At 68.9% G+C, this 24,454-nt stretch carries 24 protein-coding genes; 12 read left to right on the plus strand and 12 right to left on the minus strand.

Annotated elements, in window-relative coordinates; all coding sequences use genetic code 11:
* Positions 1–196: 196 nt before the first annotated feature.
* On the minus strand, positions 197–769 hold the full coding sequence (locus ACTWQC_RS23120; protein WP_443317698.1) for a DUF6542 domain-containing protein: 573 nt from the start codon (positions 767–769) through the stop codon (positions 197–199).
* 243 nt (positions 770–1,012) lie between these two features.
* Here ACTWQC_RS23120 and ychF point away from each other — a divergent pair, with 243 nt between their 5' ends.
* The 6 genes from ychF (at position 1,013) to ACTWQC_RS23150 (ending at position 8,355) form a co-directional block, all read left to right on the plus strand.
* Complete coding sequence (gene ychF, locus ACTWQC_RS23125) at positions 1,013–2,101, plus strand: redox-regulated ATPase YchF (RefSeq protein WP_443317699.1); 1,089 nt, start codon at positions 1,013–1,015, stop codon at positions 2,099–2,101.
* 1,750 nt (positions 2,102–3,851) lie between these two features.
* The gene (locus ACTWQC_RS23130) at positions 3,852–5,162 is read left to right on the plus strand and encodes a helix-turn-helix domain-containing protein (protein WP_443317700.1); all 1,311 of its coding nucleotides are present in this window, start codon (positions 3,852–3,854) and stop codon (positions 5,160–5,162) included.
* On the plus strand, positions 5,159–5,539 hold the full coding sequence (locus tag ACTWQC_RS23135) for an MFS transporter (protein WP_443317701.1): 381 nt from the start codon (positions 5,159–5,161) through the stop codon (positions 5,537–5,539). Before ACTWQC_RS23130 ends, ACTWQC_RS23135 begins: the two co-directional genes overlap by 4 nt.
* Positions 5,500–6,399 carry an MFS transporter gene (locus ACTWQC_RS23140; RefSeq protein WP_443317702.1) on the plus strand — a complete coding sequence of 300 codons (900 nt, stop codon included), beginning with the start codon at positions 5,500–5,502 and terminating at the stop codon, positions 6,397–6,399. The genes ACTWQC_RS23135 and ACTWQC_RS23140 overlap by 40 nt, the downstream gene beginning before the upstream one ends.
* A gap of 82 nt (positions 6,400–6,481) precedes the next feature.
* Entirely contained in the window at positions 6,482–7,366 is an 885-nt protein-coding gene (locus tag ACTWQC_RS23145) for a fumarylacetoacetate hydrolase family protein (protein WP_443317703.1), read from the plus strand.
* Positions 7,367–7,581: 215 nt separating this feature from the next.
* Entirely contained in the window at positions 7,582–8,355 is a 774-nt protein-coding gene (locus ACTWQC_RS23150; RefSeq protein ID WP_443317704.1) for an SDR family oxidoreductase, read from the plus strand.
* 172 nt (positions 8,356–8,527) lie between these two features.
* On the opposite strand, the gene ACTWQC_RS23155 is transcribed toward ACTWQC_RS23150, so the two are convergent.
* The gene (locus ACTWQC_RS23155; protein ID WP_443317705.1) at positions 8,528–9,553 is read right to left on the minus strand and encodes a hypothetical protein; all 1,026 of its coding nucleotides are present in this window, start codon (positions 9,551–9,553) and stop codon (positions 8,528–8,530) included.
* Positions 9,554–9,899: 346 nt separating this feature from the next.
* Between ACTWQC_RS23155 and ACTWQC_RS23160 the strand changes: the two genes are divergently transcribed.
* The 3 genes from ACTWQC_RS23160 (at position 9,900) to ACTWQC_RS23170 (ending at position 13,299) form a co-directional block, all read left to right on the plus strand.
* A complete protein-coding gene (locus ACTWQC_RS23160; protein ID WP_443317706.1) occupies positions 9,900–10,820 on the plus strand; it encodes a phytanoyl-CoA dioxygenase family protein in 921 nt (306 codons plus the stop codon).
* A 141-nt stretch (positions 10,821–10,961) separates the two neighbouring features.
* Positions 10,962–11,744 carry an alpha/beta fold hydrolase gene (locus ACTWQC_RS23165; RefSeq protein WP_443317707.1) on the plus strand — a complete coding sequence of 261 codons (783 nt, stop codon included), beginning with the start codon at positions 10,962–10,964 and terminating at the stop codon, positions 11,742–11,744.
* 388 nt (positions 11,745–12,132) lie between these two features.
* Positions 12,133–13,299 carry an MFS transporter gene (locus ACTWQC_RS23170; protein WP_443317708.1) on the plus strand — a complete coding sequence of 389 codons (1,167 nt, stop codon included), beginning with the start codon at positions 12,133–12,135 and terminating at the stop codon, positions 13,297–13,299.
* Between the two features lie 89 nt (positions 13,300–13,388).
* On the opposite strand, the gene pdhA is transcribed toward ACTWQC_RS23170, so the two are convergent.
* The 10 genes from pdhA to ACTWQC_RS23220 are packed head-to-tail and all read right to left on the minus strand — an operon-like array spanning position 13,389 to position 21,796.
* Positions 13,389–14,537 (minus strand): pyruvate dehydrogenase (acetyl-transferring) E1 component subunit alpha, encoded by a 1,149-nt coding sequence (gene pdhA / locus ACTWQC_RS23175; RefSeq protein WP_443317709.1) that lies wholly within the window; start codon positions 14,535–14,537, stop codon positions 13,389–13,391.
* On the minus strand, positions 14,518–15,699 hold the full coding sequence (locus ACTWQC_RS23180; RefSeq protein ID WP_443317710.1) for an LLM class flavin-dependent oxidoreductase: 1,182 nt from the start codon (positions 15,697–15,699) through the stop codon (positions 14,518–14,520). The genes pdhA and ACTWQC_RS23180 overlap by 20 nt, the downstream gene beginning before the upstream one ends.
* 53 nt (positions 15,700–15,752) lie before the next feature.
* The gene (locus ACTWQC_RS23185) at positions 15,753–16,661 is read right to left on the minus strand and encodes an arylamine N-acetyltransferase family protein (protein WP_443317711.1); all 909 of its coding nucleotides are present in this window, start codon (positions 16,659–16,661) and stop codon (positions 15,753–15,755) included.
* A 5-nt stretch (positions 16,662–16,666) separates the two neighbouring features.
* Positions 16,667–17,917 (minus strand): FAD-dependent oxidoreductase, encoded by a 1,251-nt coding sequence (locus ACTWQC_RS23190; RefSeq protein ID WP_443317712.1) that lies wholly within the window; start codon positions 17,915–17,917, stop codon positions 16,667–16,669.
* A 5-nt stretch (positions 17,918–17,922) separates the two neighbouring features.
* Positions 17,923–18,411, minus strand: coding sequence for a PaaI family thioesterase (locus ACTWQC_RS23195; protein ID WP_443317713.1), 489 nt, complete (start codon positions 18,409–18,411; stop codon positions 17,923–17,925).
* Entirely contained in the window at positions 18,408–19,169 is a 762-nt protein-coding gene (locus ACTWQC_RS23200) for a ketosynthase (protein ID WP_443317714.1), read from the minus strand. The genes ACTWQC_RS23195 and ACTWQC_RS23200 overlap by 4 nt, the downstream gene beginning before the upstream one ends.
* On the minus strand, positions 19,166–20,374 hold the full coding sequence (locus tag ACTWQC_RS23205) for a beta-ketoacyl-[acyl-carrier-protein] synthase family protein (protein ID WP_443317715.1): 1,209 nt from the start codon (positions 20,372–20,374) through the stop codon (positions 19,166–19,168). The genes ACTWQC_RS23200 and ACTWQC_RS23205 overlap by 4 nt, the downstream gene beginning before the upstream one ends.
* Positions 20,364–20,627 carry a hypothetical protein gene (locus tag ACTWQC_RS23210; protein WP_443317717.1) on the minus strand — a complete coding sequence of 88 codons (264 nt, stop codon included), beginning with the start codon at positions 20,625–20,627 and terminating at the stop codon, positions 20,364–20,366. The genes ACTWQC_RS23205 and ACTWQC_RS23210 overlap by 11 nt, the downstream gene beginning before the upstream one ends.
* Positions 20,624–20,896 carry an acyl carrier protein gene (locus ACTWQC_RS23215; protein WP_443317718.1) on the minus strand — a complete coding sequence of 91 codons (273 nt, stop codon included), beginning with the start codon at positions 20,894–20,896 and terminating at the stop codon, positions 20,624–20,626. The genes ACTWQC_RS23210 and ACTWQC_RS23215 overlap by 4 nt, the downstream gene beginning before the upstream one ends.
* A gap of 60 nt (positions 20,897–20,956) precedes the next feature.
* Positions 20,957–21,796 carry a 2-amino-3,7-dideoxy-D-threo-hept-6-ulosonate synthase gene (locus ACTWQC_RS23220; RefSeq protein ID WP_443317719.1) on the minus strand — a complete coding sequence of 280 codons (840 nt, stop codon included), beginning with the start codon at positions 21,794–21,796 and terminating at the stop codon, positions 20,957–20,959.
* A 423-nt stretch (positions 21,797–22,219) separates the two neighbouring features.
* Between ACTWQC_RS23220 and ACTWQC_RS23225 the strand changes: the two genes are divergently transcribed.
* The 3 genes from ACTWQC_RS23225 to ACTWQC_RS23235 all read left to right on the plus strand — a co-directional run bounded on the left by ACTWQC_RS23225 (position 22,220) and on the right by ACTWQC_RS23235 (position 24,366).
* Positions 22,220–22,798 carry a flavin reductase family protein gene (locus ACTWQC_RS23225; RefSeq protein WP_443317720.1) on the plus strand — a complete coding sequence of 193 codons (579 nt, stop codon included), beginning with the start codon at positions 22,220–22,222 and terminating at the stop codon, positions 22,796–22,798.
* A 22-nt stretch (positions 22,799–22,820) separates the two neighbouring features.
* Positions 22,821–23,861, plus strand: a complete 1,041-nt coding sequence (locus ACTWQC_RS23230; protein ID WP_443317721.1) for a 3-oxoacyl-ACP synthase III family protein — start codon at positions 22,821–22,823, stop codon at positions 23,859–23,861.
* A 121-nt stretch (positions 23,862–23,982) separates the two neighbouring features.
* A complete protein-coding gene (locus tag ACTWQC_RS23235) occupies positions 23,983–24,366 on the plus strand; it encodes an SRPBCC family protein (protein WP_443317722.1) in 384 nt (127 codons plus the stop codon).
* The last annotated feature ends 88 nt before the right edge of the window (positions 24,367–24,454 follow it).

A 24,454-nucleotide genomic window follows, 5' to 3' on the forward strand; every position in this document is an offset into this window, starting at 1 on the left:
GGGACAACGAGGGCCTCCTGTGGACCGGTGAGAGATGTCGCAATCCACACCGAAACCAGAAGGCCCTCGCCCCATTCAAGGACCACTCAAGGCGTGTCGTCTGTCACCAACGTCCCCGGACAACACAGCTAGAGCCGGGTACGGGCACCGGCAGGCCTGCCCTGGCCAGGCGCGCTGAGGGAACGGCCGGGGGCTGTTACGCGCGCTGGGGGCGGTCGGCGGCCGACGCGCTCGCGGGCGTGCTCTGCGCGCGCCGGGCCGCCCGGTCCCCCAGCATCAGCACCTCCCGTACGGCCACCGTCGCGCCGGCCGCCAGCGTCCCGCCGTACAGCCACCCCGCCTGCAGCGCGAGCTGCGTGAACACCGCCACCACCGCACCGCCGAAGCCGCCCTCGCCACCGCTGATCGGCTGCAGCCCGGCGGTGAACGCGATCGGCGCGCTGATCGGCGCGGTGATCAGATCGGTGGGGCGCACCCAGAGCCCGCAGGCCACGCAGAGCAGCAGGAACAGCAGCCCGTACACGAAGGGCGAGCCGTCCAGCAGCCATGCGTCCAGCACGCCGACGACAAGCATGACCAGCATGGAGAGCAGGCCGCAGCCAAGTCCGGTCAGGCGGGGGCCCGGCACCCGCTCGAGCCGCCGCAGCCGGCGCAGGGTGGCCAGTACGGGAGGTGCGGACCGGCGGGGCGAGGCGCGGTAGACGGTCGCGGACTCCTGCTCGGGCGGTCGGGGCTTGCCCTGGGGCTTACGGGTGCTGGGATGCTCCACTGGACCAACCTAGGTCGCGGAGGAGCGGAAAACCGGCGATGGACACGCCGTTCGCCTGGCCGTGGTGTCTGTTCGACCGCGCCGTCCGCGCGGCGCGCTCGTGGCCGCCGGGGTGGCGGCTGTCAGCTCGCGCCCGCTGTGGCCTCACCGCGTACGGGGCCCGGCGCGCCGCCCGTAGACTGGATGACCGGTCCACCTGCGGGCCGGCCCCTTTCACACATGCTCGCTACGGGAAGTCGCCACGTGTCGCTCACGATCGGAATCGTCGGTCTGCCGAATGTCGGCAAGTCGACCCTGTTCAACGCCCTGACCAAGAACGACGTGCTGGCGGCCAACTACCCGTTCGCCACCATCGAGCCCCACGTGGGCGTCGTCGGCCTCCCCGACCCGCGTCTGGACAAGCTGGCCGAGGTCTTCGGCTCGGAGCGCACCCTCCCCGCCACCGTGGACTTCGTCGACATCGCGGGTCTCGTGCGCGGCGCCTCTGAGGGCGAGGGCCTGGGCAACAAGTTCCTCGCGAACATCCGCGAATCCGACGCGATCTGCCAGGTCATCCGCGCCTTCGAGGACGAGAACGTGGTCCACGTCGACGGCAAGGTCTCGCCCAAGGGCGACATCGAGACGATCAACACCGAGCTGATCCTCGCCGACCTCCAGACCATCGAGAAGATCCTCCCGCGCCTGACGAAGGACGCCCGGCTCCAGAAGGACAAGGTCGCGGTCCTCGCCGCCGTCGAAGCCGCCCAGAAGATCCTCGAGGCGGGCCGCACCCTCTTCTCCGCGGGCATCACGAAGGAGACCGAGCAGGGCGCGCTGCTGCGCGACCTCTTCCTGCTCACCACCAAGCCCTTCCTCTACGTCTTCAACGTCGACGAGCAGGAGCTCACCGACGAGGCCTTCAAGGAGGAGCAGCGCGCCCTCGTGGCCCCGGCCGAGGCGATCTTTCTCAACGCCAAGATCGAGTCCGAGCTGATCGAGCTCGACGACGACGAGGCGCTGGAACTGCTCCAGGCCATGGGCCAGGACGAGCCGGGCCTCGCCACCCTCGCCCGCGTCGGCTTCGAGACCCTCGGCCTCCAGACGTACCTCACGGCGGGCCCGAAGGAGGCCCGCGCCTGGACCATCAAGAAGGGCGCCACGGCCCCCGAGGCGGCCGGTGTGATCCACACCGACTTCCAGAAGGGCTTCATCAAGGCCGAGATCGTCTCGTACGACGACCTCCTCGCATGCGGCTCCGTCCAGGAGGCCCGCGCCAAGGGCAAGGCGCGCATGGAGGGCAAGGACTACGTGATGCAGGACGGGGACGTCGTCGAGTTCCGCTTCAACGTTTAGAGCACATTCAAGTTTCATCTTGGGTGGAGTCGCAATTCAGGGGCGGTCGATCACTTTTTGGTTGGCCGCTCCTGTTGCGTTCCGCTGAATTTCGCGGATTGCCCTGATGGTTCGTCAAGTGGGTCGGTGCAGGCCCGAGCCACGAGCCCAGGCTCTGGGGATGGTGTTCGGAAAACGGCGCTGGATCCGTGCTGGATGCCAACGATCTTTGCGGGAGGATTGGCTGAGCGCAGGCCGATGCCAGAATCCTGCCGTTGGCACTCGTCCGCCAGCGCGGCCACGCCGAATACGGCCAACACCGTACCCCGGCGTGAAGTACTGCTCCCGTGACTGTGTCCGCGCGCAAGCCCAGCGGGCCTTGCGCCGCCGACGCAAACAGGAGACCAACCGCTCGTAGGGGGTGGTACCCCCTCCCTGCAAACAGCAGCTGGGTGTCCAAATTGGAACAGCCCGCAGCGACATCAGCGACATCAGCGACATCGCACCGGAAGCCTTTACCCGCTACGGCGTCACCCGAACCGACGTCGAAACGGCCTTTGCGGCCTACAACGCGCTCCGCGCGGACGTCGACGGCCCGTGAGACCCCCGGCGCCCACCTCAGAGAGACAGAACCTGCATCACCGAACTGGGCCATGCCACCTCGGACCGCACCACCATGCGGAAGCACCGAGCTGCGGTTCGATGCCCCACCGCGGGACGATCCCAGCGAACCAGCCGCAGCCCGCGCCCGCCTTCCGTGAGCAGCCCGCTGCCACAGCAGCTGAGCGCTGGCGGCCGTGAAGGCAAAGCCAGTACGGCACGCCGAGGAACTTCCGGTCGGCGAGCACCAGCATGCCCTTACCGGTGGAACGCACCAGGCGGGCGGCCGTTGTCAGCTCCCCGATCCGGCAGGCGTCCAGAGTCGGGCTGTACCAAGCGCATGAACGCGGCCGGGCCGCCGATCTCGACGATGATCACCGAGGCGCTGGCCAGGCAGGTGATGACCTGGCAGACGCGGCCATCGACTTGCACAACCGTCAGGCGACGGCGCCGTGCCTATGCCCAGCTGAGAACTGGAATCGCGGGGTGATCGCGGAGCTACAGGGACCGAGCTCGCACGCCCGGCGAGGCTCGAAGCGTTTCGGCCCCGGCTGTGCGCCCACTCCCCGTTGTTGTGATCGGGCGTGCGGCTCCGGGTCGTGGGACCCCAGGCCCCGGCGCCGACAACAGGACCGTAGGCCCGTCCGTCAACCTGCAGGAATGGCCGCCGACGAAATCTCCGTACCATCGAGGCTTTCGAGGTAAAAATGATAGCAAGTCCAAATCTGCGTACGTGAACATGCTGACCGACAAGCCGGCCGGACTCTTGTCCGAAAACAATCCGCCCATCAAGAGTCCGTTGTTGACACATCGAAGAGCCGTGTCAAGAATGGTTGCTGCACCGAAAAGGTTGAATCCATTCTCTATTGGCAGGCCCGCATGTCCGATGTGGGTCCAGTGCGAACGACGCGGTGGTGCGCAGGCCTCTGAGGTCAGAGCGCGGGTTCCAGGCTCGGTTCGTGGCTGCAGTCCTCACCGTTTTCCTATGGCCCAGATTTCCGGCTGCCGGATGGCCACAGGTGGGTGTCCCGGCCGTGCTCGGCGGGGCTCGATATGACTTTGCCGGTACGACGTGACCGACTCTTGCACTGTGATGAGACATGGCGCCCGCTCGCCCGGCGCGATCAAGATGGGGGAAGTCCGTATGCATGCATGGGAAGTATGTGCCTCAATGGACAGGGACTCGGGGGCATTCGGGCCATCACTTCGTTCCCTTCGACTGCAGGCCGGGCTTTCCCAGAAGCAACTCGCGGACTTCAGCACGCTGAGCGTGCGGGCGATACGCGATCTCGAGAACGGAAGAGTCAAAAGCCCGCGCCGAGATACCATCCAGCTGCTCGGGAAGGCTCTCAACCTCGATGCCGTTCAACAGGACTGCTTGCGCGCGCTGGGCTCCATGGGCGCGCCGAGTGTGAGCATCGTCCCGCCGCTTGGCCCGGATCCCGTGCGTCCGCCGGTCGCCACTGGCCCGCTCATCGGAAGGGATCACGAGCTCGACACCCTGATGAACTTGTTCGGTGCCGAGCACCGTCGCTTGATCACCATCACGGGACTCGCGGGGGTCGGCAAGACGCGGCTCGCGCTCGAGTTTGCACGGGCGTTACATGTGCAAGAAGGCTCGTCGGTCCTTTGGGTCCCCCTGGCCGAAGAGTCGCGGCGGTGGAACAAGCAGTCGGCGGATACCGCGCTTCTTTCGGCCCGCATCCGCGATCTGATCCTTGCCGAGCGCAATGACGTGAAGTCCATCAGGGAACTCATAGGTCACGGAAGCACGTTGATCGCCCTCGACGGCAAAGAGGATACATTCGCGTTGACGGACGTCATCGCTCAACTTCTTGCCGAATTCCCTAGGTTGCGGATATTGATCACCGCGCGGAATTCCACGGGGGTGACTGCCGAATCGCTGTTCCCGCTGGCTCCCCTGCCCCTGCCAGAGGCCGACCCCGACATGGACCCGTCGAAAGCGGATCGCGTGGCCTCCGTAAAGATGTTTCTCATGCACATGAAGCAAGTGCGTCCCGACTTCGAGCTGAGCACCGGGAATGTAGCGGCGATCAGCCGTATCTGCCGGGCTCTCGACGGGCTGCCCGCCGCTTTGGAGCTCGGCGCGCGCTGGAGCCTGATGTACTCACCGCAGCAGATGGCGGATCTACTGGTCAATGACCCGATGATGGTGGCCACGCCATTGGACGGCGAAAAGCGGGATGTTTTAGGAATGTTCGCATCCATCCGCTCGATTATCACCTCCCTGACACAGCGCCAGCGGCGCTTGTTGTCCGTCATGGCACAACGTCCGGGTTACTGGTCGATCACCGACGTCGCGGCGTCGACCGGTATGGAAGTGGCAGATTTTGCAGACGACATGTACACCCTGCTGATGCATGGTCTGCTCCGTCGCAGGGATGAGACGGGCCAATCACGCTTCGAGGCGCTGAACATCGTGCGCAGTCTTCGGGGAGACGACGAGAGGGGGTTCTCGTGAGCCCACCTCAGAGCCGTCCCCTCGATCCGCCGACAAGCGGCTATCGCTGGGTGGTCCTGGCCATCGGGGCGAGTGCCCAGGGCGCCAACGCGATGATCTTCCTGGGACTGCCGGCAATCCTTCCCCAGCTCCGTGAGCATTTCAGGCTGGGCCTGCCAGCGGTGGGGCTCCTGCTGGGCTCCGTCAGCCTCGGCAACATGCTCGCCCTCATCGCCTGGGGGGCCGCGACGGACCGCCTTGGCGAGCGGCCGGTCATGGTCGTGGGACTGGTCGGAGCGGCCGGCTGTCTCTCGGTGCTGCCGCTCTGTGCCCTCGTGACTCCGCGATGGTCGCGGGTGTGGCTCTGCTCGGTGCCGGCGTCATGGGTGCGGCAGTGAACGGCGCCAGCGGACGAGCGGTGCTGACCTGGTTCGCGAGCGGTAAGCGGGGCATGGCCATGGGCATCCGGCAGACCGCGACACCGGTCGCGGCCGCCGTCGCGGCGGCGGTGCTGCCTGCGGTCGCGGTGGGCGCGGGGATCCCTGACGCCTTCTGGATCCTGGCGGCGCTCCACCTGTCCGTGGCCGTGGCCGTGGTCCTCTGGGTGCGCGACCCGCCGGGGGCAAGGCAAAAACGGGCGACCCGGGGTAGTGCCCGGGAACTCCTGAGGGACGGCCGACTGCTGCGGATGAGCCTTGCCAGCGGCCTGCTCATCGTTCCGCAGTTCACCGCGACGAGCCTGATGGTCGAACTGCTCTACGATCACCGGGGTTTGGGGGCCTCGTTAGCGGCGGCGCTGTTGGGCGTGGCGCAGATACTGGGTGGGGTGGGGCGCCTCGCCGCAGGTGCGTGGTCGGATGCCGTACGCAGTCGGTTCGGGCCCCTGCGGTTGATCGCGGTGGCTGTCGGCGTGGGCTTCGCCGCGTGTGCCGCGCTGGACCATGCACCCATCTGGCTCCTGTGCGCGGTGCTCCTCCCCACGGCGGGTCTGGCGATCTGCTGGACCGTGCTGCCCAACACCGCGGCAGGTGAGATCGCCCCGGCCGGCCTCAGCGGCATGGCCCTCGGTATCAACAACACGGCCATCTACCTCGTCGCGGCGATCACCCCGCCGGCCATCGGCTGGGTGGCGGTCGAAGTAGCTTGGCCCGTCGCCCTGATGGTCGCTGCGGCCAGCGCCGTCGTCGCTCGCCTCGTGTTGCGGGACCTGACTGAAGAAAGCCCCACTCGCGCCGCCGTGGCCCGTGTCCCCTCATGACGCCGACGCCTTCCGCGCCTCGGCACGTGTCCCGATGCATGGCACGGCCGAACCCTGACCATTGAACTCCAGACGAATACCTATGAAGGAGGACAACGTGAGACTGTGCAGCCTCAGGCTCGACAGCGGCGAGGACGTCGGTATCGCGGTGACCGAGGGAATCATTCTGCTGAGCTCAATCAATAAAGTGGCGGGGACGGATTTCGGTCCAAGCCTCCTCGAGATCATCACCGAAGGACAGGTCCATGGGCTGAACGCCGCACTGACGGATCCGGCCGTGCTGAGCACGGCCATCCCCGCAGAAGGGCTGTCCTTCGCTCCCCTCTACCGCAACCCGCCCAAGCTCTGGGGGGTGGGCCTGAATTACACCCGACATGCCGACGACCTCGAGGTGAAGCAGCCGACCGGCGCCCCCGGCTCGTATCTGAGGCCAAGCAGCACGGTCATCGGGGACGGGGACGATATCTTGCTCCCCAGCCAGTCACAGCGGGTCACCGCTGAGGCCGAGCTCGGCGTCGTCATAGGAACGACCTGCAAGGACGTATCAGCTGAGGCCGCACACTCGGTGATCTTCGGCTTCACCACAGTGCTCGACATGACTGCGGAGGACGCCATCCGCATCAATCCGCGCTACATCCCGTGGGCCAAGGCGTTCGATACCTTCTGCAGCCTCGGCCCGTGGGTGGTCACGCCTGATGAGATCCCGGACCTGTCGTCGGTTCGCATCTCCACTGTCGTCAACGGGCGGACGATCGCGCACAACCGGGTGTCCGCCATGATGCGCGATCCGTATTGGCAGGTCAGCTATTTCTCCGGCGGGATGGTGCTCGACGCCGGATCCGTCATCGCCACGGGCACCCCTGGTGCGGGTGTCATCCAGGACGGCGACACGGTCGAGGCTCTTGTCGAAGGCGTCGGGCGGCTCTGTAACGGGGTCAGGCTCGCGGCAGGGCCGTCCGGTAAGTGACCTTGTCCTGCGTCCGGGTCCGCCGTCAGACATCCGCTCGTCAAGAGCGGGCGGACCTGGACGCGGACGCAGACCATGGATCGGTCACATCCGTGATCTCCGCGGGGTTATGACGGTGCGCCCCGGTCGCGTGCGCCGGGTCGAGAGCCGACACCTGAACCCGTGGTCGGCCGCCCGCCGTCACCCCAGACATCATCACGAGGCAAGGACGAACCTTGGAGCTCGGAATACGAGGAAGGACGGCCATCGTCTGCGCGTCGACAGCCGGCCTGGGCAGGGCAACCGCCGAGTCGCTGGCGGGCGAGGGCGTGAACGTGGTTGTCTGCGGGCGGCGAGGAGAGCTGGCCGAAAGGATCGCCGCTGAGCTGCCCAGGGCCATTGGGGTGGGTGTGGATCTCCTGACCGCCGACGGGGCCGCTCGCCTCATGGAGGCGGCCACGGCCGCGTTCGGCTCGGTAGACATTCTTGTCCTCAACGGTCCGGGGCCACGGCCGGCCCGGGTCACGGAGATTCACCAGGCAGAGATCGGCGATGCCGTGGAATCGCTCGTGACGGCCCATCACGGACTGATCTCGATGGCCCTACCGACCATGCGCGAGCAGCGGTGGGGGCGAGTCCTCGCCATCGGATCGAGTGCCGTCGTCGCTCCCATCAGGGATCTCGCGCTGTCCGGGATCGGACGTACGGCGTTCGCGGCGTACCTCAAGATGCTTGCGGCAGAGGTTGGGGCCGATGGCGTCACAGTCAATATGCTGCTACCGGGCCGCGTCGCCACTGAGCGCGTCCGGCATCTCGACGCCGCGCGCGCAGCTCGGTCCGGGCGCGACGTCGAAGCCGTGACGGCGGCGTCGGTGGCGGACATTCCGATGAACAGATATGGCATGCCGAAGGAGTTCGGCGCCGTCGCGGCGTTCCTGTGCAGTGACCGTGCCTCCTACTTGACCGGAAGCGCGGTGCGTTGCGACGGCGGACTCTCGCCGGTTCTGTGATGCCGTCGGTTCTGTGATGCCGTCCGCGGCGACGCAGGCTCCAGGCCCGAGGCCGAGGACCTCGAAGGTGAGGCCCTCGGCCCTGCTGCCTGTCGGGTCAGATCGGCTCAACGCCCCCCGCCACTCCGGGCGGAGGCGGGCGAGGAAAGCCGTGAGGACCGGGAGCCTTCGCTCACCGCGTCGCCAGTGTCGCGGCGATTCCCATGGTCAGCTCTTCTGTCGGCTTCACCCGCTCGACGTCTGCCACCGCCGCCATCAGCTCGAAGACGTCAACGCCCTGGGCCTCGGCGCACTTGGTGATCAGCGGGAAGAAACTGGAGTGCGTCTGGGTCAGTCCACCGACTACCTGGTAGGTGCGGTCGTCGTGGAGCCGGGACAGCGGACGTACGACGGTCTCACTGAGCCGGGCCAGAGCCTGGTAGTCATATTCCGTGTCAGGGGTCTGGCTGTGCAGGATCGTGGCGAACACCTCGGTGACGGTGTTGCCGGCTCCCCTGCCGATGCCGTCGAGTGTCGCGTCGATGTACCTGGCTCCACCATGCGTCGCCGCGAGCGCGTTGGCATTGGCCAAGCCCAGGTTGTCGTGGCCGTGGAAGCCCAGGGGCACGCCGACCGATTGGCCGACCCGGCCGAACAGCTCCGTCACCTCGGATGGCAAGTAGCCTCCGACAGAGTCGACGAGATAGACGCTGTCGGCGCCGTACGCCGCACACTGACGGACCGCCGACGCGACGCCCTCGATGTCGAGCACGTTGGTCTTCATGAGGTTGGCGAATGTCTTCAGGCCGGACTCCTTCGCCAGCTTGATGAATTCCTCGGCTGGCGCCACGTCGGTGATGTCTACCCCGACACGGACGAGCCGCATGCCACCTGCGATAGCGCGCTTCAAATGGGACAGCTCGGCGACGCCGGGGATGCAGAACATGCCCCAGTCCGCGGCCCGGAGGGAGTCGACCGCGATCTCGAAGCATCGTTCGTCGGAGACCAGGGTCGGCTTGGATAAAGCCTCAGCAGCGTTGAGGCCGAGCCCGTGCCCGAGTTCGATGATCCGTATTCCTGAATTCTCGAGCCCGGTCAGCACCCTCCTGATGGTCTCTTCCGTGAACTGGAAGCCCACGGAATAGCTACCGTCCCTGAGCGTGCAGTCGAGGATCTCGACCGCATCCAGGCTCGTATTGGCGAGGGTCTCACGCGACAAACTTGTCATTGAACACCACCAATCTAAAGTCTCGGCGACCGAGGCGAAGAGAAAAGGACCAGTGCTGGGATGCAGCAGAAACAACGCCCCGTTGCTTGCGGATGCACCCTCCCTTGAGGCGACTTAGCCGGGAGGCAGTCTGCATATCAAGACTAGCTCGGCGGATAGAGGCCGAACGGCAGAAGGAGGGGCAGAAGGAGGGGCAGAAGGAGCAGATCAGAGGAAGTTGCGGCAGTTCAAAACTTCCTCCTGCGGGAGAGAGCAAATCCTTGTGCTTCTCCAGGGGTAAGTGCCACACTCCCTGTCAGCATGTCATTCAGTCGCTTGTCGGAAGGGAGTGGAATTGATGGGCAAGAGCCTCACCGATGATCAGGTGGAGTTCTATCGGGAGAACGGATTCTGCATCGCAGAGGGAATCATTGACAACAGTCTCGTCGAAAAGGCGCGGAATGTCATCGACAGGTTGATCTCGTCCCCCGAGGTCGGAGACGTTGCCGAACTGGAACCAGGGGATCAGACGAAGGCCCGTCGTATCTGGTCTCCGACCACGCGGGACGAGGTCTTCGCCCAGATCGCGGAGGACACCAGGCTGCTCGACGCCGCAGCCCAGCTGATCGGCGACGACATCGTCCTCCAGTACTCGAAGCTGAATGTCAAGCCGCCGCATGTGGGAAGTGTGGTCGAATGGCACCAGGACTTCTCGTACTACCCGCACACGAACACCGACCTGCTTGCCTGCCTCATTTACCTCGATGACGCGACTCGTGAGAATGCCTGCCTGAAGGTGGCGGCCGGGTCCCACCGCCGGGGTATTCTCAGTCACGATGTAGATGGATTCTTCGGAGGAAAGATCACATCCCTGGCGGACGTGGGTGTCGACGAAGCCACGGTGGTCGACTGCGAAGGTACCGCGGGAACGGTGGTCTTCCTGCATCCCCTCGCGGCACATGCATCGGCGAGGAATACATCGGACCGGTATCGTCGAGTGTTCATTCCCGCCTACCGCAGTGCGGACGCTCTGCCCATCTACTATGGTCCGCACGCCGCGCACAACGAGCCTACGGCGAAATTGGTGCGGGGAAAGCCGGCGATGACCGCGCGCTGCGAGAGCGGAGTGTGGCGCCTGCCGCTCGCCGCAGCTGAATTCAACTCGCTGTATGAAATACAGGAAGGATCTCATCTCGACGCGGACAAAACATCCACGGGATACTTCTCGCACGAGGTGAAAGCGGCCTCGGACGAGAGGGAGGCAAGTCCGGCCCGGTAAGCGCCCGACGGCCCGCGGCTTACCGAACAGGACAGGTCACACCCCTGGTAGCGATGGTCGGCGATTGTGGCACACCATGGTTCCTTACGATCGCCGACCATCGCCGACCATCGCCGAGCCCGGGCCGGAGGAACACACGCAGTGCCGCACGCCAAGACCCTGGACGGAACCCGTATCGCCTACCAGGCTCGGGGGAACGGTGCCCCCCTCGTCCTGCTCGCCGGTCAGGCCAACAGTCACCACTGGTGGGACACCGTCCGTGACGACTTTCACGGCTCTCGCCGCACCATCACGCTCGACTACCGCGGCACCGGCGACAGCGACAAGCCCGACGAGCCCTACAGCACCAAGTTGTTCGCGCAGGACGTGATCGCGGTCCTGGACGATCTCGGTGTTGACCGGGCCGATGTCTACGGCACTTCCATGGGCGGACGCGTCGCCCAGTGGCTCGCCGTCCACTACCCGCACCGTGTCCGCAGCCTCGTTCTCGGCTGCACATCGCCCGGCGGCTTACACAGCGTCGAACGTGACCACGACGTGCGCCGATCGCTGGCCCAGCCGGAGCCGACCGCGGCCAGGCGCGCCCTGCTCGAATTGATGTACACCCCGACGTGGGTCGCGACCCACCCCGGTCCGTACACCACGCTCGGTGACTCCGCCATGCCGGCCCACGCCAAGCGTCGGCACCTGGCGGCCAGCAATCGGCACGACGCATGGGACGCACTGCCCGACATCTCCGCGCCCACCCTCGTGATCCACGGCAGCGACGACCGCCTCAACCCCACCGCGAACGCGCCCCTGCTCGCGGACCGCATCCCCGGCGCCGGTCTGCGGCTGATCTCCGGTGCGCGGCATGCCTACTTCGAGGAGTTTCGCGCCATCGCCAGCCCACTCGTCCTTGCCTTCCTGAAGGAGCACCAGTGAGCCTGCCCACCATCGCTCATCCGACAACCGTAGGACCGGAAGACGTGTCACGTGCGTACAGGGTGAGCGAAGAGATGACCTTGATGTGTGAGCTCGCCGCCCCGCCCGCCGCGATCCGGGGTGGCGCCGGAAGGGCCGACCGCGTCGCTCTCATGAACCGTGCGCGAAGCGGCCACCCTCTCCCGTCCGGCGGCTCCACCGGCCGAGCCGACGGCGTCGCCGAGGGCCGCGCCCCGGCAGACTTCCGCTTCCGGGTCCGAACCCCCCACCGTTCTCCCCGCGCCTCCGCCGACCGCTGATCACAGCCTTGTCCCCGTCCCCCCGTCACCCTCACCCGGGCCCCGCGGTGGCCCGCACCGCGGCCACGGCGGGGAGCACCCGCCCAGCAGTGCCGCGAGCCGTTCTGCCCGCCCTGTGCGCCACCCAGATCACTAGCTGGGGCGTCCTTTATTACGCTTTCCCCGTCCTGCGGCCCGACATCACTGCCGACACCGGCTGGTCCTCCACCGCCATTACCGCGGCATTCTCCGCCGCGCTCCTCACTTCCGCCGCGGTCGGCATCCCCCTCGGCCGGGTCCTGGACCGCAAGGGCCCCCGCACCGTGATGACCAGCGGCTCCGTCATGGCGGTACTCGCTCTGCTGGCCGTAGCATTTGCCCCGGTACTCGGTGTCTTCATCGCTGCCTGGTTCGCCGTCGGCGCGGCCATGGCCGCCACCTTCTACCAGCCCGCGTTCGCCGCCGTCACCCGTTGGTGGGCGGAAGACCGCGTCAAGGCACTGACCGCCATCACCCTCACCGGTGGGTTCGCCTCCACCGTTTTCTCCCCCCTCACCGCGGCCATGGCCGGACCGCTGGGCTGGCGCACCACCTACGTCGCCCTCGCCGTGGTACTCGCCGCAGTCACCATTCCCGCGCATGCCCTCGCGCTTCGCGCCCCCTGGCCACCGCCCCCCGAGCCCATGACGCCGTCGCAGCGGCCCGAGGGGGCCAGGATCGCTCGTTCCCGCCCGTTCATTCTCCTCACGTGCGCCATGACACTGTCGGGATTCACCATCTGGGCCGTCCTCATCGGGCTGGTGCCGCTGATGATCGAACGCGGTGCCAGTACGTCGACCGCCGCGTGGGCCCTCGGCCTCTGTGGCGTCGGCCAGGCCCTCGGCCGTGCGTGCTACGCCACCGTCGTCCGTCGGACAGGTGTGACGGCCCGTTCGGTCGTCCTTATCGCTGCGGGGGGAGCCTCCACGGCTGCCCTCGGCCTCATCCCCGGCCCGCTGTGGCTCCTTGTGGTCCTCGCCGCTCTCGCAGGCATGGTCCGCGGCAACCTCACGCTCCTGCAGGCCACCGCCGTTGCCGACCGCTGGGGCACCGCCGCCTACGGCCGCCTTTCCGCTCTCTTGGCCGCGCCCGTAACCATTACCAGCGCCGTCACCCCCTTCGCCGCTGCCGCCCTCGCCCCGCCCCTGGGCGGGTACCCACAACTCTTCACCGGCCTGGCTCTCGTCTCCGCCCTTGCCGCGGTCCTCGCCACCGGGGCGAGCGCGGCGCGGCGGTGAGCTATGGGCGGGGCGGCCGACCTCGTTGGCGAGGCAGCGGGTCGGCGAGGTTGCTGGATCCATGCTGGATCGCGCCTCACGAGGGGTAATCAGCGCAGGTCACAGCGGAGCCGTCGATGTTCCGCTTCAACGTCCAGTGCGCGGCACGCGTTTTTACGCGATGTGGTCGCAGCCCACTTCGGAACGGACGCCCTACCATCGCGCCCGTCCGCGTACACGTTCTCGAAGATCTGCGTCGGGACGGGGGCCGGCATGGCGCGCCCGGACGCCCGGACGCGGTGGGCGAGTCGGTCGCTCTCCTCCTCCAGGGAGTCCAGGTACGCGCGGTCGGCCACGCCCCGCGAGGTGAGGTGGGCGGCGAGACGGCTGATGGGGTCTCTGCGCGCCCATTCCTCCACTTCCGTTGAGGTGCGGTAGCGGGTGGGGTCGTCGGAGGTGGTGTGGGCGCCCATGCGGTACGTGTACGCCTCGACGAGCGTCGGACCCTCACCGCTGCGGGCGCGTTCCAGCGCCCACTTGGTGACCGCGAGGCAGGCCAGCACATCGTTGCCGTCCACCCGTACGCCCGGGAAGCCGAAGCCCTGCGCGCGCTGGTAGAGCGGCGCACGGGTCTGGCGCTCGGTCGGCACCGAGATCGCCCACTGGTTGTTCTGGCAGAAGAACACGACTGGCGCGTTGTAGACCGCGGCGAAGTTGAACGACTCCATGGTGTCGCCCTGGCTGGAGGCGCCGTCACCGAAGTACGCGATGACGGCGGTGTCGGCGCCGTCCTTGGCCACGCCCATCGCGTAGCCCGTCGCGTGCAGGGTCTGGGAGCCGATGACGAGCGTGTAGAGATGGAAGCCGTTGCTGTTCGGGTCCCAGCCCCCGTTGTTCACGCCGCGGAACATCCCGAGCAGGTTGGTCGGGTCCACTCCGCGGCACCAGGCGACCCCGTGCTCCCGGTAGCTCGGGAACACGTGGTCGCCCGGCAGGACGGCCCGGGCCGAGCCCACCTGCGCGGCCTCCTGGCCGAACGAGGAGGGCCACAGGCCCAGCTCGCCCTGGCGCTGCAGGGAGGTGGCCTCGGCGTCGAAGCGGCGGGTGAGCACCATGTCGCGGTACAGGCCGCGCAACTCCTCGCGGCTGACGTCGAGTCCGTACGCCTGATGTTCGGTCCGCTCGCCCCGCGGAGTGAGCAGCTGGACGAGGTCCGGCTCTCCCGCCCTGGTCATCGTCTCAGCCACCCACCCGCACACTGCCGCTGTCCTCGATGGCCTTCTGCTGCGCCGCGAAGGCCGCGCCGAGGAACTCCTGACTGCGCTCGGCGGTCCACGCCTGTGACGCCTCGAGGCCGCGCACCGCACCGGTGAACCGCGGGGCCACGTACCGGGCGAGGAGTTCGAAGCTGCGCTTCACCTGCTCGTGGGAGGCCCAGTCCTGGACGTTGACAAGGAGCCGGCCGAAGCCGCCGGTGACCTCCTGGACCTGCTGGATCGCGGCGATGGCATCGTCCACGGAGCCGATGATCGCTCCGAGGTTGTCGACGGTCGACTCCAGCGCCTTGCGGGCATCCCCCGGGGACAGCGCGACCGGCAGGCCGAGGGTGTCCGCCCAGTACTCGTTGCGGTACCGCAGCCACCCGTCGAGCACCTGGCGGAAGGCCTCCTCGCGGGTCTCCGCGACGTGCAGCGGCAGCGTGACGCGCCACTCGGAGCGGTCCGGGGTGCGCCCGTGCGCCTCGGCGGCCTCTTCCAGGTGGCGCCACTGTTCCCTCAGGTCGCTCGGCCCGCTGCCGGGCCTGGGCGCGCCGAAGGAGAGCGGGGTGATGCCGTGCTGCCCGGCCAGCCGCATGCTGAACGGAGAGGTCGCACTGGACAGCGCGACCGGCACGCCGCCGCGCGACCAGGGCCGCAACTGCAGCCGCGCGTCCCGCAGCCGGTACCAGCCGCGGTCGACGGTCAGCGGTTCTTCGGAGCGCAGCAGATGCAGCACCGTCTCCAGCGCCTCGGCGGTCCGCTGCCGGGTCTCGGCCGGGGCGACGCCGAGCTGGTGCATGTCGGAGGGCAGGGAGCCCGCGCCCACGCCCAGGAGGAAGCGGCCCCGGGTCTGGTGGTCGAGCTGCACGGCACGCGCGGCCACCATGTACGGATGGTGGTACGGCAGGCTGATCACGCCCGTGCCCAGGTTGATGTGCCGGGTGCGTTCCGCCGCCGCCGCGATGAACAGCTCGGGGGAGGGGATGACCCCCCAGCCCGCGGAGTGGTGTTCCCCGACCCAGAACTCCTCGTACCCCAACTGATCGAGCCACTCGATGAGTTCGAGGTCCCGCCACATGGTCAGGGTGGGATCCTCGCCCAGCGGGTGCAGCGGGGAGAGGAACGCTCCGAACCCGAGGCGTCGTGAGGCTTCGGCTGTCATGTCTCTTCCTTCCGGGGGTGCTTCGGTTGTTCCGGGCAGTGGCCGCGGGGAGCTCACCAGTCGGAGGCGGCCACAGCCGGCGTGTCCGGCGCCGGGGCCGGTTCGGCCGCCTGTGCCGGGTCCGTGTCTTCGCTGAAGCGCTCCCGCCAGATCCGCCGGGCGCGGGCGGACAGCGGCGCGTGGCCCTCGAAGATCCGGTCGAGGAAGTCCGACGCCTCCTCCGCGTTACGGAGCCTGCGTACGGACTCCTCGCCCGGACGGGAGGTGATCAGCAGGTCGTTGATGACGGTGAGCTTGCCCTCGGGCAGCGTCCGCGCGCAGATGAGGGTGTTCATGATCTGCGAGCGGGAGTCCGGCCCCGACAGGTAGTCCAGGCACTCCTGGAACTCCCGTACTTCCCGCGGCTCGTCGGCGAACTTGTACAGCGGCACCCACTGGCCGTCCGCCCCGCGGCGCTCCACCACGTCGCAGTCGCCCTCGACACCCTCGCCGCCGGTGACGCCCGGCGCACTGACGATGCGGAAGTGCCACCCGCGCTGCTCGAACTCCCCGTAGGCGTGGGGGACGGGCTCGATGAACGTGTCGTGCGAGAAGCTCACGTCCACCAGCCAGTCCGTCTCCTCCAGACGGACCTTGAGCAGCATGTGCGCGAAGACCCGTGAGTACTCGTTGTGGTGCGGGCGCCACATGTACGCGCCGAGGAACGAGACCTCGAAGCCGATCTCGCGCAGCACCCGCTGGAAGAGGGTGTGGTTCTCGAAGCACGCTCCGCCGCGCCGGTCGGTGACGACCTTGTCGAAGAGCGAGTCGTCCTGGAGGAGCAGCCTGCCCCCTATCGCGTCCAGCGACTCGAACGGCACGCTCAGCGCGTGCGCGCGGCAGATGTCGCGCAGGACCGTGAGCGTCGGAGTGAGCGGACCCGAGTAGCCGATGCGCTGCGCATAGGCGTCCAGACGGAACACGTCGACTACCTCCCGTGCGGGGTGTCGTGCGCGGCCAGAAAGGCCGCGGCGTCGGAGATGCGGGAGCGTATGTGTGGCTGGCCGAGGGCGAGCACCTCGAACTCGGGGGCGCGCTCCTCCTCTGCGGCCGCCCTGGGAGGGGGCTGCTGAGTGTTGCTGACCTGGAGCGACTGGAAGGCCTCGATGAACGGGCGGCGTACGGACTCGTACTTCTCGATGCCCGCGCCGGAGCCGCCGCTCAGCGCCTCGTCGACCAGCCGGGCCAGGCACGCGGCGTCCTGCAACGAGGTGTTGAGGCCCTGGCCGCCGAAGGCGTGCATGCCGTGTGCGCTGTCGCCGACCAGGACGACGTTGCCCTGGCTCCACACCTTGGTGCGGACGAAGTGGTGCTGTACGCGGCGGACCTGCTCCCAGTCCGTGACGTGCTGCGCGATCCAGTCGGCCAGCCGGGGCACCACCCCGGACAGCGTCTCCACGAGGCGTTCGACGGGGCCCTCGGTCACCCGGGCCGCGGTCGCCGCGTCGGTGATCCACACCAGGACCAGGCCCTCCTCGGCGCGGCGGGTTTCCAGCAGGTAGCCGTGCGTCCCGAAGTACGCGCGTGCCATCCCGTCCCAGCCGGGCGGGCTCGGCACCACGACGTCCAGGTACGAACCGGTGGAGGGCACCACCTCGGCCGGGATGCCGGCCAGTTCGCGGATGGTGGAGGAGCGGCCGTCGGCGGCGAGCACGAACCGCGCGTCGACAGCAACGGTCTCGTCACCGGTGCGGACCGTGAGCGTGCTGCGCTCGCCCCCTTGGCCGGCGGTGAGCGTGTGTGTCTCCGCTTCCCAGAGCACCGTCACGTTCGGCAGTGCGGCGAGTTCGGCGAGGAGCAGCCGCACCAGGTCGAAGGACCGGATGGACAGCGCGTGCGGTACGGGGCAGCCGTCGAGCTCGTCGTAGCGGTGACGGGCCGCCAGATGACCGCCGAAGTAGATCTCCGCTCCGGGGATGACGCCTGCGCCCTCGGTCAGCCGCTCGAGCACTCCGAGCTGGTCGAGCAGGTGCAGGGTGACCGGCTGGACGATGTTCACCACGGCCGGGCCTGCGGGCGGCGGGCCGTCGGTGGCCGGTTCTGCGCGGCGTTCCAGCAGGGTGACTTGTCGGCCCCGGCGGCCCAGGGCCAGGGCGGCGAGCAGGCCCACGGGGCCGGCGCCCACCACACAGGCGTCCGTCGTGATCGTGCGGTCGGCAGCCGCTGACTCATCGGCCATGGGTGCTACCCCTTCTTCTCGGAGTCCGGGCCACGTACGCTGCGGCGCCGCAGTTGACAGGTGATGCGTCCGGTGGCGATGCGCCGGTCGCGCTGGTCGTGCACGGCGACCTCGTACGTCGCGACCGATGTGCCCACGAACAGGGGGGTGCAGATTCCGGTGACCGAGCCGGAGCCGCGTGCCGCCCGGTGATGGGTGACCGACAGCTCCTGTCCGAGGACCATGCCGCCGGTGCCCGCCTCCAGGACCGCGGCCAGGGAGCCCAGGGTCTCGACGAGGGCGGCGCTGGCCCCTCCGTGCAGGAAGCCGTAGTACTGGCGGCTGCCCTCCAGCGGCAGGCTGCCCACGAGTCGTTTCGGGTTCCAGTCCTCGACGACGATGCCGAGGCTGGTGGTCAGCAGATCCGGCCGGGTCAGCGTCTCCATGTCGAAAGGCGGCTCGAAGACGGCTCCGTCCTGGCGGAGTTCAGCGCCCTGTGCGGCGGTCGGGCTCATGCGGCCCTACCTGCTTTCGCACGGCCCGCGGCCACCAGACGGCTGAGCCAGCCGTACTCGGGTGCCGCGGGGCCGTCGGGTTCCGTGACGGCAGAGGCGAGCATTGCGGAGGGATCGGCGCCGGTTCCGGCCTTGCGCAGCAGTACGACGGCGGCGGCGTCGGAGACGGGCAGCGCACCCAGCGGCTCGCGGGCGTCCGTCAGACGGTCCTGCACCGAGCGGGCACGCTCGTTGGCCGCCGTCTCGACACCCACGACCACGACCTGGTCGGCGGCGTCCGCCTCGAGCAGCGAGTCGGCCAGCAGGAGCGCCTCGCCGCCGGGGTCGGTCAGATGGGACAGCGACGTCAGCGGGCCGGTGATCCCGTACTTCTTGGTGAGATGGCCGAGGATCGACGTGGTCACCGACTGGAAGAACAGCAGGGGACTGTGCACCTGCCCCTCGACCATCCGCGCGGTCGCCGTGTCGCCGGTGACGGTGTCCCCGTACATGGTGGCCAGCACCATCGCGGTGCGGTCTCCCGCGGAGCCGATCAGATTGTCCGGTGCCGCGGGGTCACCCAGGCACTTCACGACGGCCGCGTTGACGACGGGGCTGAACCGGGACAGGACGAAGCCGACGACCTTGGGGAGTTCCTCGGGGGCACCTCCCCGCACGCCCGCGGCCCGCTCGCCCCACGGCGCCAGACAGACGGCGCCGGCGACTTCACGGGGGCGGACGAAATCCTTGGCGGGTGGGATGTTCCTGGGTGCGCTCATGCTGTGTCCTCCGATGCGCGCTCCAGCACCAGGGCCGCGTTCACACCGCCGAAGGCGGCGTTGAGCGAGAGCGCGTACGTGATGTCGGCGGGCCGGGCGACGCCCGGTATGTAGTCCAGGTCGCAGGCCGGGTCCGCCTCCTGATAGCCGAGCGTGGGCGGCAGCAGCCCTTCGCACAGGGCCAGGATGGTGATGACGGCCTCGACCGCGCCGGTGGCCTCCAGCATGTGCCCGGTGCCGCTCTTGGTGGAGCTGACGGGCACCTTGGACGCGTGCGCGCCGAAGATACGGTGCAGTGCTGCGGTCTCGGCCACGTCGTTGAGCGGTGTGCCCGTGCCGTGCGCGTTGACGTAGCCGATCTGCTCCGGGGCGATGCCGGCCCGTCGGATGGCCGCGCCGGCGGCCGCGGCCATGCCCTCGCCCTGCGGGTGCGGCTGGATGACGTGGTACGCGTCGGCGGCCATGCCCCAGCCGGCCACCCTGGCCAGGACGTCGGCGCCCCGCTCGCGGGCGTGCCGTGCCGACTCCAGGACCAGGACGGCGACGCCGTCGCCCTGGAGGAGGCCCTTGCGTCCCTTGGCGAAGGGGCGTACGACGCCTTCCCTGCTCAGGGCCTTGCCCGAGTCGAACTTGGCGAAGACGTCCTCGGTGACGAGATACGCGCCGCCCGCCACGGCCACGTCGGCGCCGCCCCGGCTGATGAGTTCGGCGCCGTGTGCGATGGCGTTGGTCGACGCGACGCAGGCGTTCACGAACGACAGCCGCTGCCGGCCCAGGCCGAGTTCCTCGCCGAGCCGCTCGGCCAGGCGCGCCGGCAGGCTGTCGAGCACGCGCGGATCGACCGGCGTGCGGTCCGCGGCGACGTCCTCCCAGAAGCCCCGGTTGGCGGAGTGGTCACCCGCCGTGCCCAGGAACACCGGCGCGTCCGCTCCGTCGTGCCGAGCCATGGCCAGAGCGGCCAGGGCGCACGCCCGCAGGACTTCCGCCTGGCCGGGGGTGACGCCGGGCTTCACCGGGACGCCCGGGATCTCCGGCCCGTCTCCCTCGTACGTCGCCGCGCGGTCCGCGTGGTACGGCGTCGAGTCGAACCGGGTGACCGGGGTGAATCCGGCGCGGCCGGCGAAGAGCCCGTCACGCAGGGCCTGCGCACCGAAGCCGTACGCGGTGAAGACTCCGTATCCGGTGACGACCACGTCATGTGCCATGGGTTGCCTCTCCCTGTTCCACCCGGTCCGGGAAGTGCCGGGCCAGTACGGTCTGGGCGCCGCTCACCGAGGTGAATTCGACGAGATCCGCCTCCTCGGGCTCCCACGGGATGCCGTGCCGCTCCTCGAGGAGGTGCAGCATCCAGACGAGAGTGAGCGAGTCGACGACGAACTCGTCGGAGCCCTCGGGGCCGGGTTCGGGTGTGATTCCGCTTTCTGCGAGGAGCCGTTCGATGTCACCGCGCGTGATCAACGCCCGGCTCCCGCCACGGCCGTGCGACGGTCGACCACCACCTGGACCAGCTGGCCGAGGGTGCGCACTGTCTCGGGATCCACGTCCTCCTCCGGCAATTCGACGCCGTACTCGCCCTCCAGCTGCAGCAGCAGCTCGATCATGGCGAGTGACTCGATTTCGAGGCCGTCGGCACCGAGCGGCGTGTCCGCGTCGGCGCCTTGGGGGACGGGGAGGTTGATGACGTCGCGGATGACGGCGAGGACGAAGTCCCGGGTCTCTTCGTGCATGGTTTCGGCTCCCTTGCGGGTCATGGGGTTGGACGATCGAGGTGAGGGCCGGGGGCGGGCTCAGAGGGCGGGAACGCTCGCCCGGGAGTGCACTGAGGTGAGCGGCGGCAGTACCGGCGCGTGTGCGCCTGCCGGCCGGTGGCCGTGCACGACGGCCGCGACCTCGCGGACGGCGGCTCCCGGGTCATCGCTCCGGAAGACGCGGCGGCCCACGGCGAGGCCGCGGCAGCCGGCGTCGAGGGCGGTGGCCGCGTAGTCGGCGAGGCTCCCGCCGTCGCTGGGACCGCCGGCGACGAGGACCGGGATCGGGCAGCTCTCGGTGACCTCGGCCATGGCTTCGGCGGGCACTGCCCACGTGGTCTTCACCAGCGTGGCGCCGAGGTCGGCGGCGATGTTGACGACGTGCGAGAGCAGCGCGGGGACGTGGGGGTCGGCGATGCGGGGGCCGCGCGGATAGACCATGGCGAGGAGCGGGAGGCTCCACTCCTGGCAGGCCCGGGCCACGGTACCGAGGTCCGCCAGCTGCGCGGCCTCGGTGTCGGCGCCGATGTTCACGTGCACGCTCACCGCGTCCGCGCCGGCGCGCACGGCGTCCGCGACGTCACCGACGAGGATCTTGGCGTCGCCGTCGGGCGCGTGCGGGGTGCTCGCGCTGAGATGGACGATCAGCCCGCAGTCGTGCAGCAGTCGGGGGTCGATCGCCCGGGCCCGGCCCTTGTGCACGACGATCGCGTCGGCGCCGTTGTCCGCGACGGTGCTCACCAGCGCGTTGAACCGTGCGGCGGTGGTGATGGGACCGTCGGCCACGGAGTGGTCCATGGGCACGAACAGGAAGTGCCCGGCGCGATGCCGGGAGAGCCGGGCGAGCCTGACGTCCAGCCCGGTGGTCAGCGCAACCATCTTCGATCTACCCCCAAGTGGCGGAAACTCTGAGGGGATTCTTTCGGCGGCCCGGTGGTCGCAGAATCCTCGAAAGAGCTGCTCCTGCGGGGCGGGGAAACACGACATCCGAGGTAGCCGCACAGACAGTCCACCAGGATGTCGTCGCTGGTCAGCGGCGTACGGCGAGGGTGTCCCGCCCTGCTCCCGCCGCCCTGCCGCCCATGCTTCGGCGGACCTCGCCCGCGCCCCGGAACAGGCCGCTGACCTGGGCGTTTCGCCGACGGCCCCGACTCGGCCCGCCAACCCGGCATGCGGCCCGTGCTCTTTGGTCGAGCCCAATCGTGCTGTCCCGATGAGCGTTCCGGCCCCGCCGCTGCGACGACAGGCTTCGGAGCAGGCCGCCAGCCCGTGGACGCGGCCCGGCTCAGGAGGAGGGATTCGATGCCCGACAAGGGGGCAGTGACGCTGCCCGCCGTGGGTGCCAGGGAATTCAGGCAGGCGATGGGCCTCTTCCCCACGGGCGTCGCGGTCGTGGCGTCCGGAGCGGAAGCGAGCACCGAGGCACTGACCGTGAACTCGGTGACCTCCGTGTCGCTGGACCCGCTGCTGGTGTCGGTCTGTCTGCGGCCCGAGGCCCGTGTCTGCCGACGGATCGCCCAGCGACGGGAGTTCACCGTGAACTTCCTCGCCGCGGGCCAGCGCCACCTCTCCGCCCTCTTCGCCTCCCGCAGCCGCCCGGTCGGCAGACAGGCGCAGTGGCAGCTCGGCGATCTCGTCAGCCCGCGCGGCTCGGTGCTGGTCCACGGAGCCCTGGCGTCGCTGGAGTGCGCGGTGGAGACGCTGGCCGAAGGCGGGGACCACGTCATCGTCCTCGGCCGGGTCGAGGCCCTCCACCTGGGCGATACGGACCGGGATCCGCTGGTGTTCCACCGCGGGGACTACACACGGCTCGCCTCGTACGCGGACGCGCCAGGGCTGCGCGGGTCATCGGTCGACCGAGCAACGACTCCAGGCCGCTGAGGCGGTCGGAAAGGTGCAGAACATGGCGCAGGCCGTCGCCGGAAGCAGGGCGGGGATCACCGCCGGAATCCGGGAGATCGGTGTCTACGTCCCCGAGCGCGAGGTGACGAATCAGGAACTGGAACAGACCCTCGACACCACCGACGCGTGGATCCGGGACAACATCGGTGTGGAGACCCGCCGTTATTCGGACCCCGACGACTGGACCTCGGACCTGGGGGCGCGCGCCCTGCTCGACGCCTGTGCGCGGGCCGGCGTCTCACCCGGCTCCGTGGACCTGGTGATCTGCGGGACGTACACCCCCGACCGTATGCTGCCGAGCACCGCCGTGACCCTCATGGAAAAGGCGGGCATCAGCGGCACGCCCGGCTTCGACGTGAACAGCGGAGGCTGCCCCGGTTCGGTCTTCGCGCTGGAGATCGGCGCCAACTTCATCGCGTCGGGCGCCTACCGCCGGGTGGCCGTGGTCCTCGGCGACGTCAACACCAAGATCTTCGATCCACAGGACCGTACCGTGGCGGTCATCTTCGGCGACGCGGCCGCCTGCTATCTGCTGGAGCCCGTCGTCTCGGGCCTCTCCGGGCTGTCCCCGGCGCGCCTGGGCAGCGAACCGTCCGGCCAGTCGATCGGCTACGTGACGCGTGAGCCCCGCTTCGACGAGAACGGCGAACGGCGACACTCCGGCTTCGGCGACAACTTCACCGTCATGGTCGGCCGCGGTATCCGCGACTTCGTGCTCGGCACCGTTCCCGGACTCATCGAGAAGACCGTGGCCGACGCCGGACTCAGCCTCGGCGACATCGACTTCTACGCGCTGCACCAGGCCAACCGGCACATGGTGCACACGATTCTGGACACGCTCGGCCAGCCGCGCGACAAGACGCTGACCAACATCCAGCGCATCGGGAACACCTCCGGGGCCTCGGTCCCCCTGGTCCTGCGTGACGCGCTCGACACCAACAGGATCAGGCGCGGTGACCGGCTGGTGCTGGGCGCCTTCGGCGCCGGACTCAACTACGGGGCGATGGTGGCGCGTTGGTGCGGCCCCGAGGACTTCTCCTGATCCCGGCCCGCCCGGCCCGCCCGGCCCGCCCGGCCCACGCCCGGCCACCGCCCGCCGACACGCTCCACGCGCGTCAGTTCCACGCAATGCACGCACCACACAACGCACCGAGGGAGTCCGCATGGGAAGCGTGACAGGAAGTATCAGCATCGAGGCGCCGGCCGCCGACGTGTTCGCCGTCGTCTCCGACCCGGAGCGGCTGCCCGACTGGTGCACCGACTTCGCGCGGGCGTCGCGCAGGGAGGGCGACCACTGGATCGTGGACACGCCGTTCGGCCCGGTCGAGGTGCGCTCCTCGGCCGATCCCCCGACGGGAGTAGTCGACTTCCGCGTCGTCTCCGAGCACGGTGACCACCAGGCGTTCACCCGTCTCATCGCGGTGTCCGACCGGACCACCGAGTACGTCTTCACCCGGCTGTTCGGCGCCTCGGAGGGCGAGTCCGACGCACCCCAGCTCCTCTCCGTCATCGAGGCGCGGCTCAAGAACCTCGCCGCCCTGTTCTGAACGGGATTCACCGGTACCGGTCATCGGCCGACCCGACCCGCTCCCCACCTGCCCGCATCCCCGCATCCCCACATCCCACATCCCTGCA

Source organism: Streptomyces sp. 8N616 (assembly GCF_052246385.1).
In the GTDB taxonomy this organism is placed as follows: domain Bacteria; phylum Actinomycetota; class Actinomycetes; order Streptomycetales; family Streptomycetaceae; genus Streptomyces.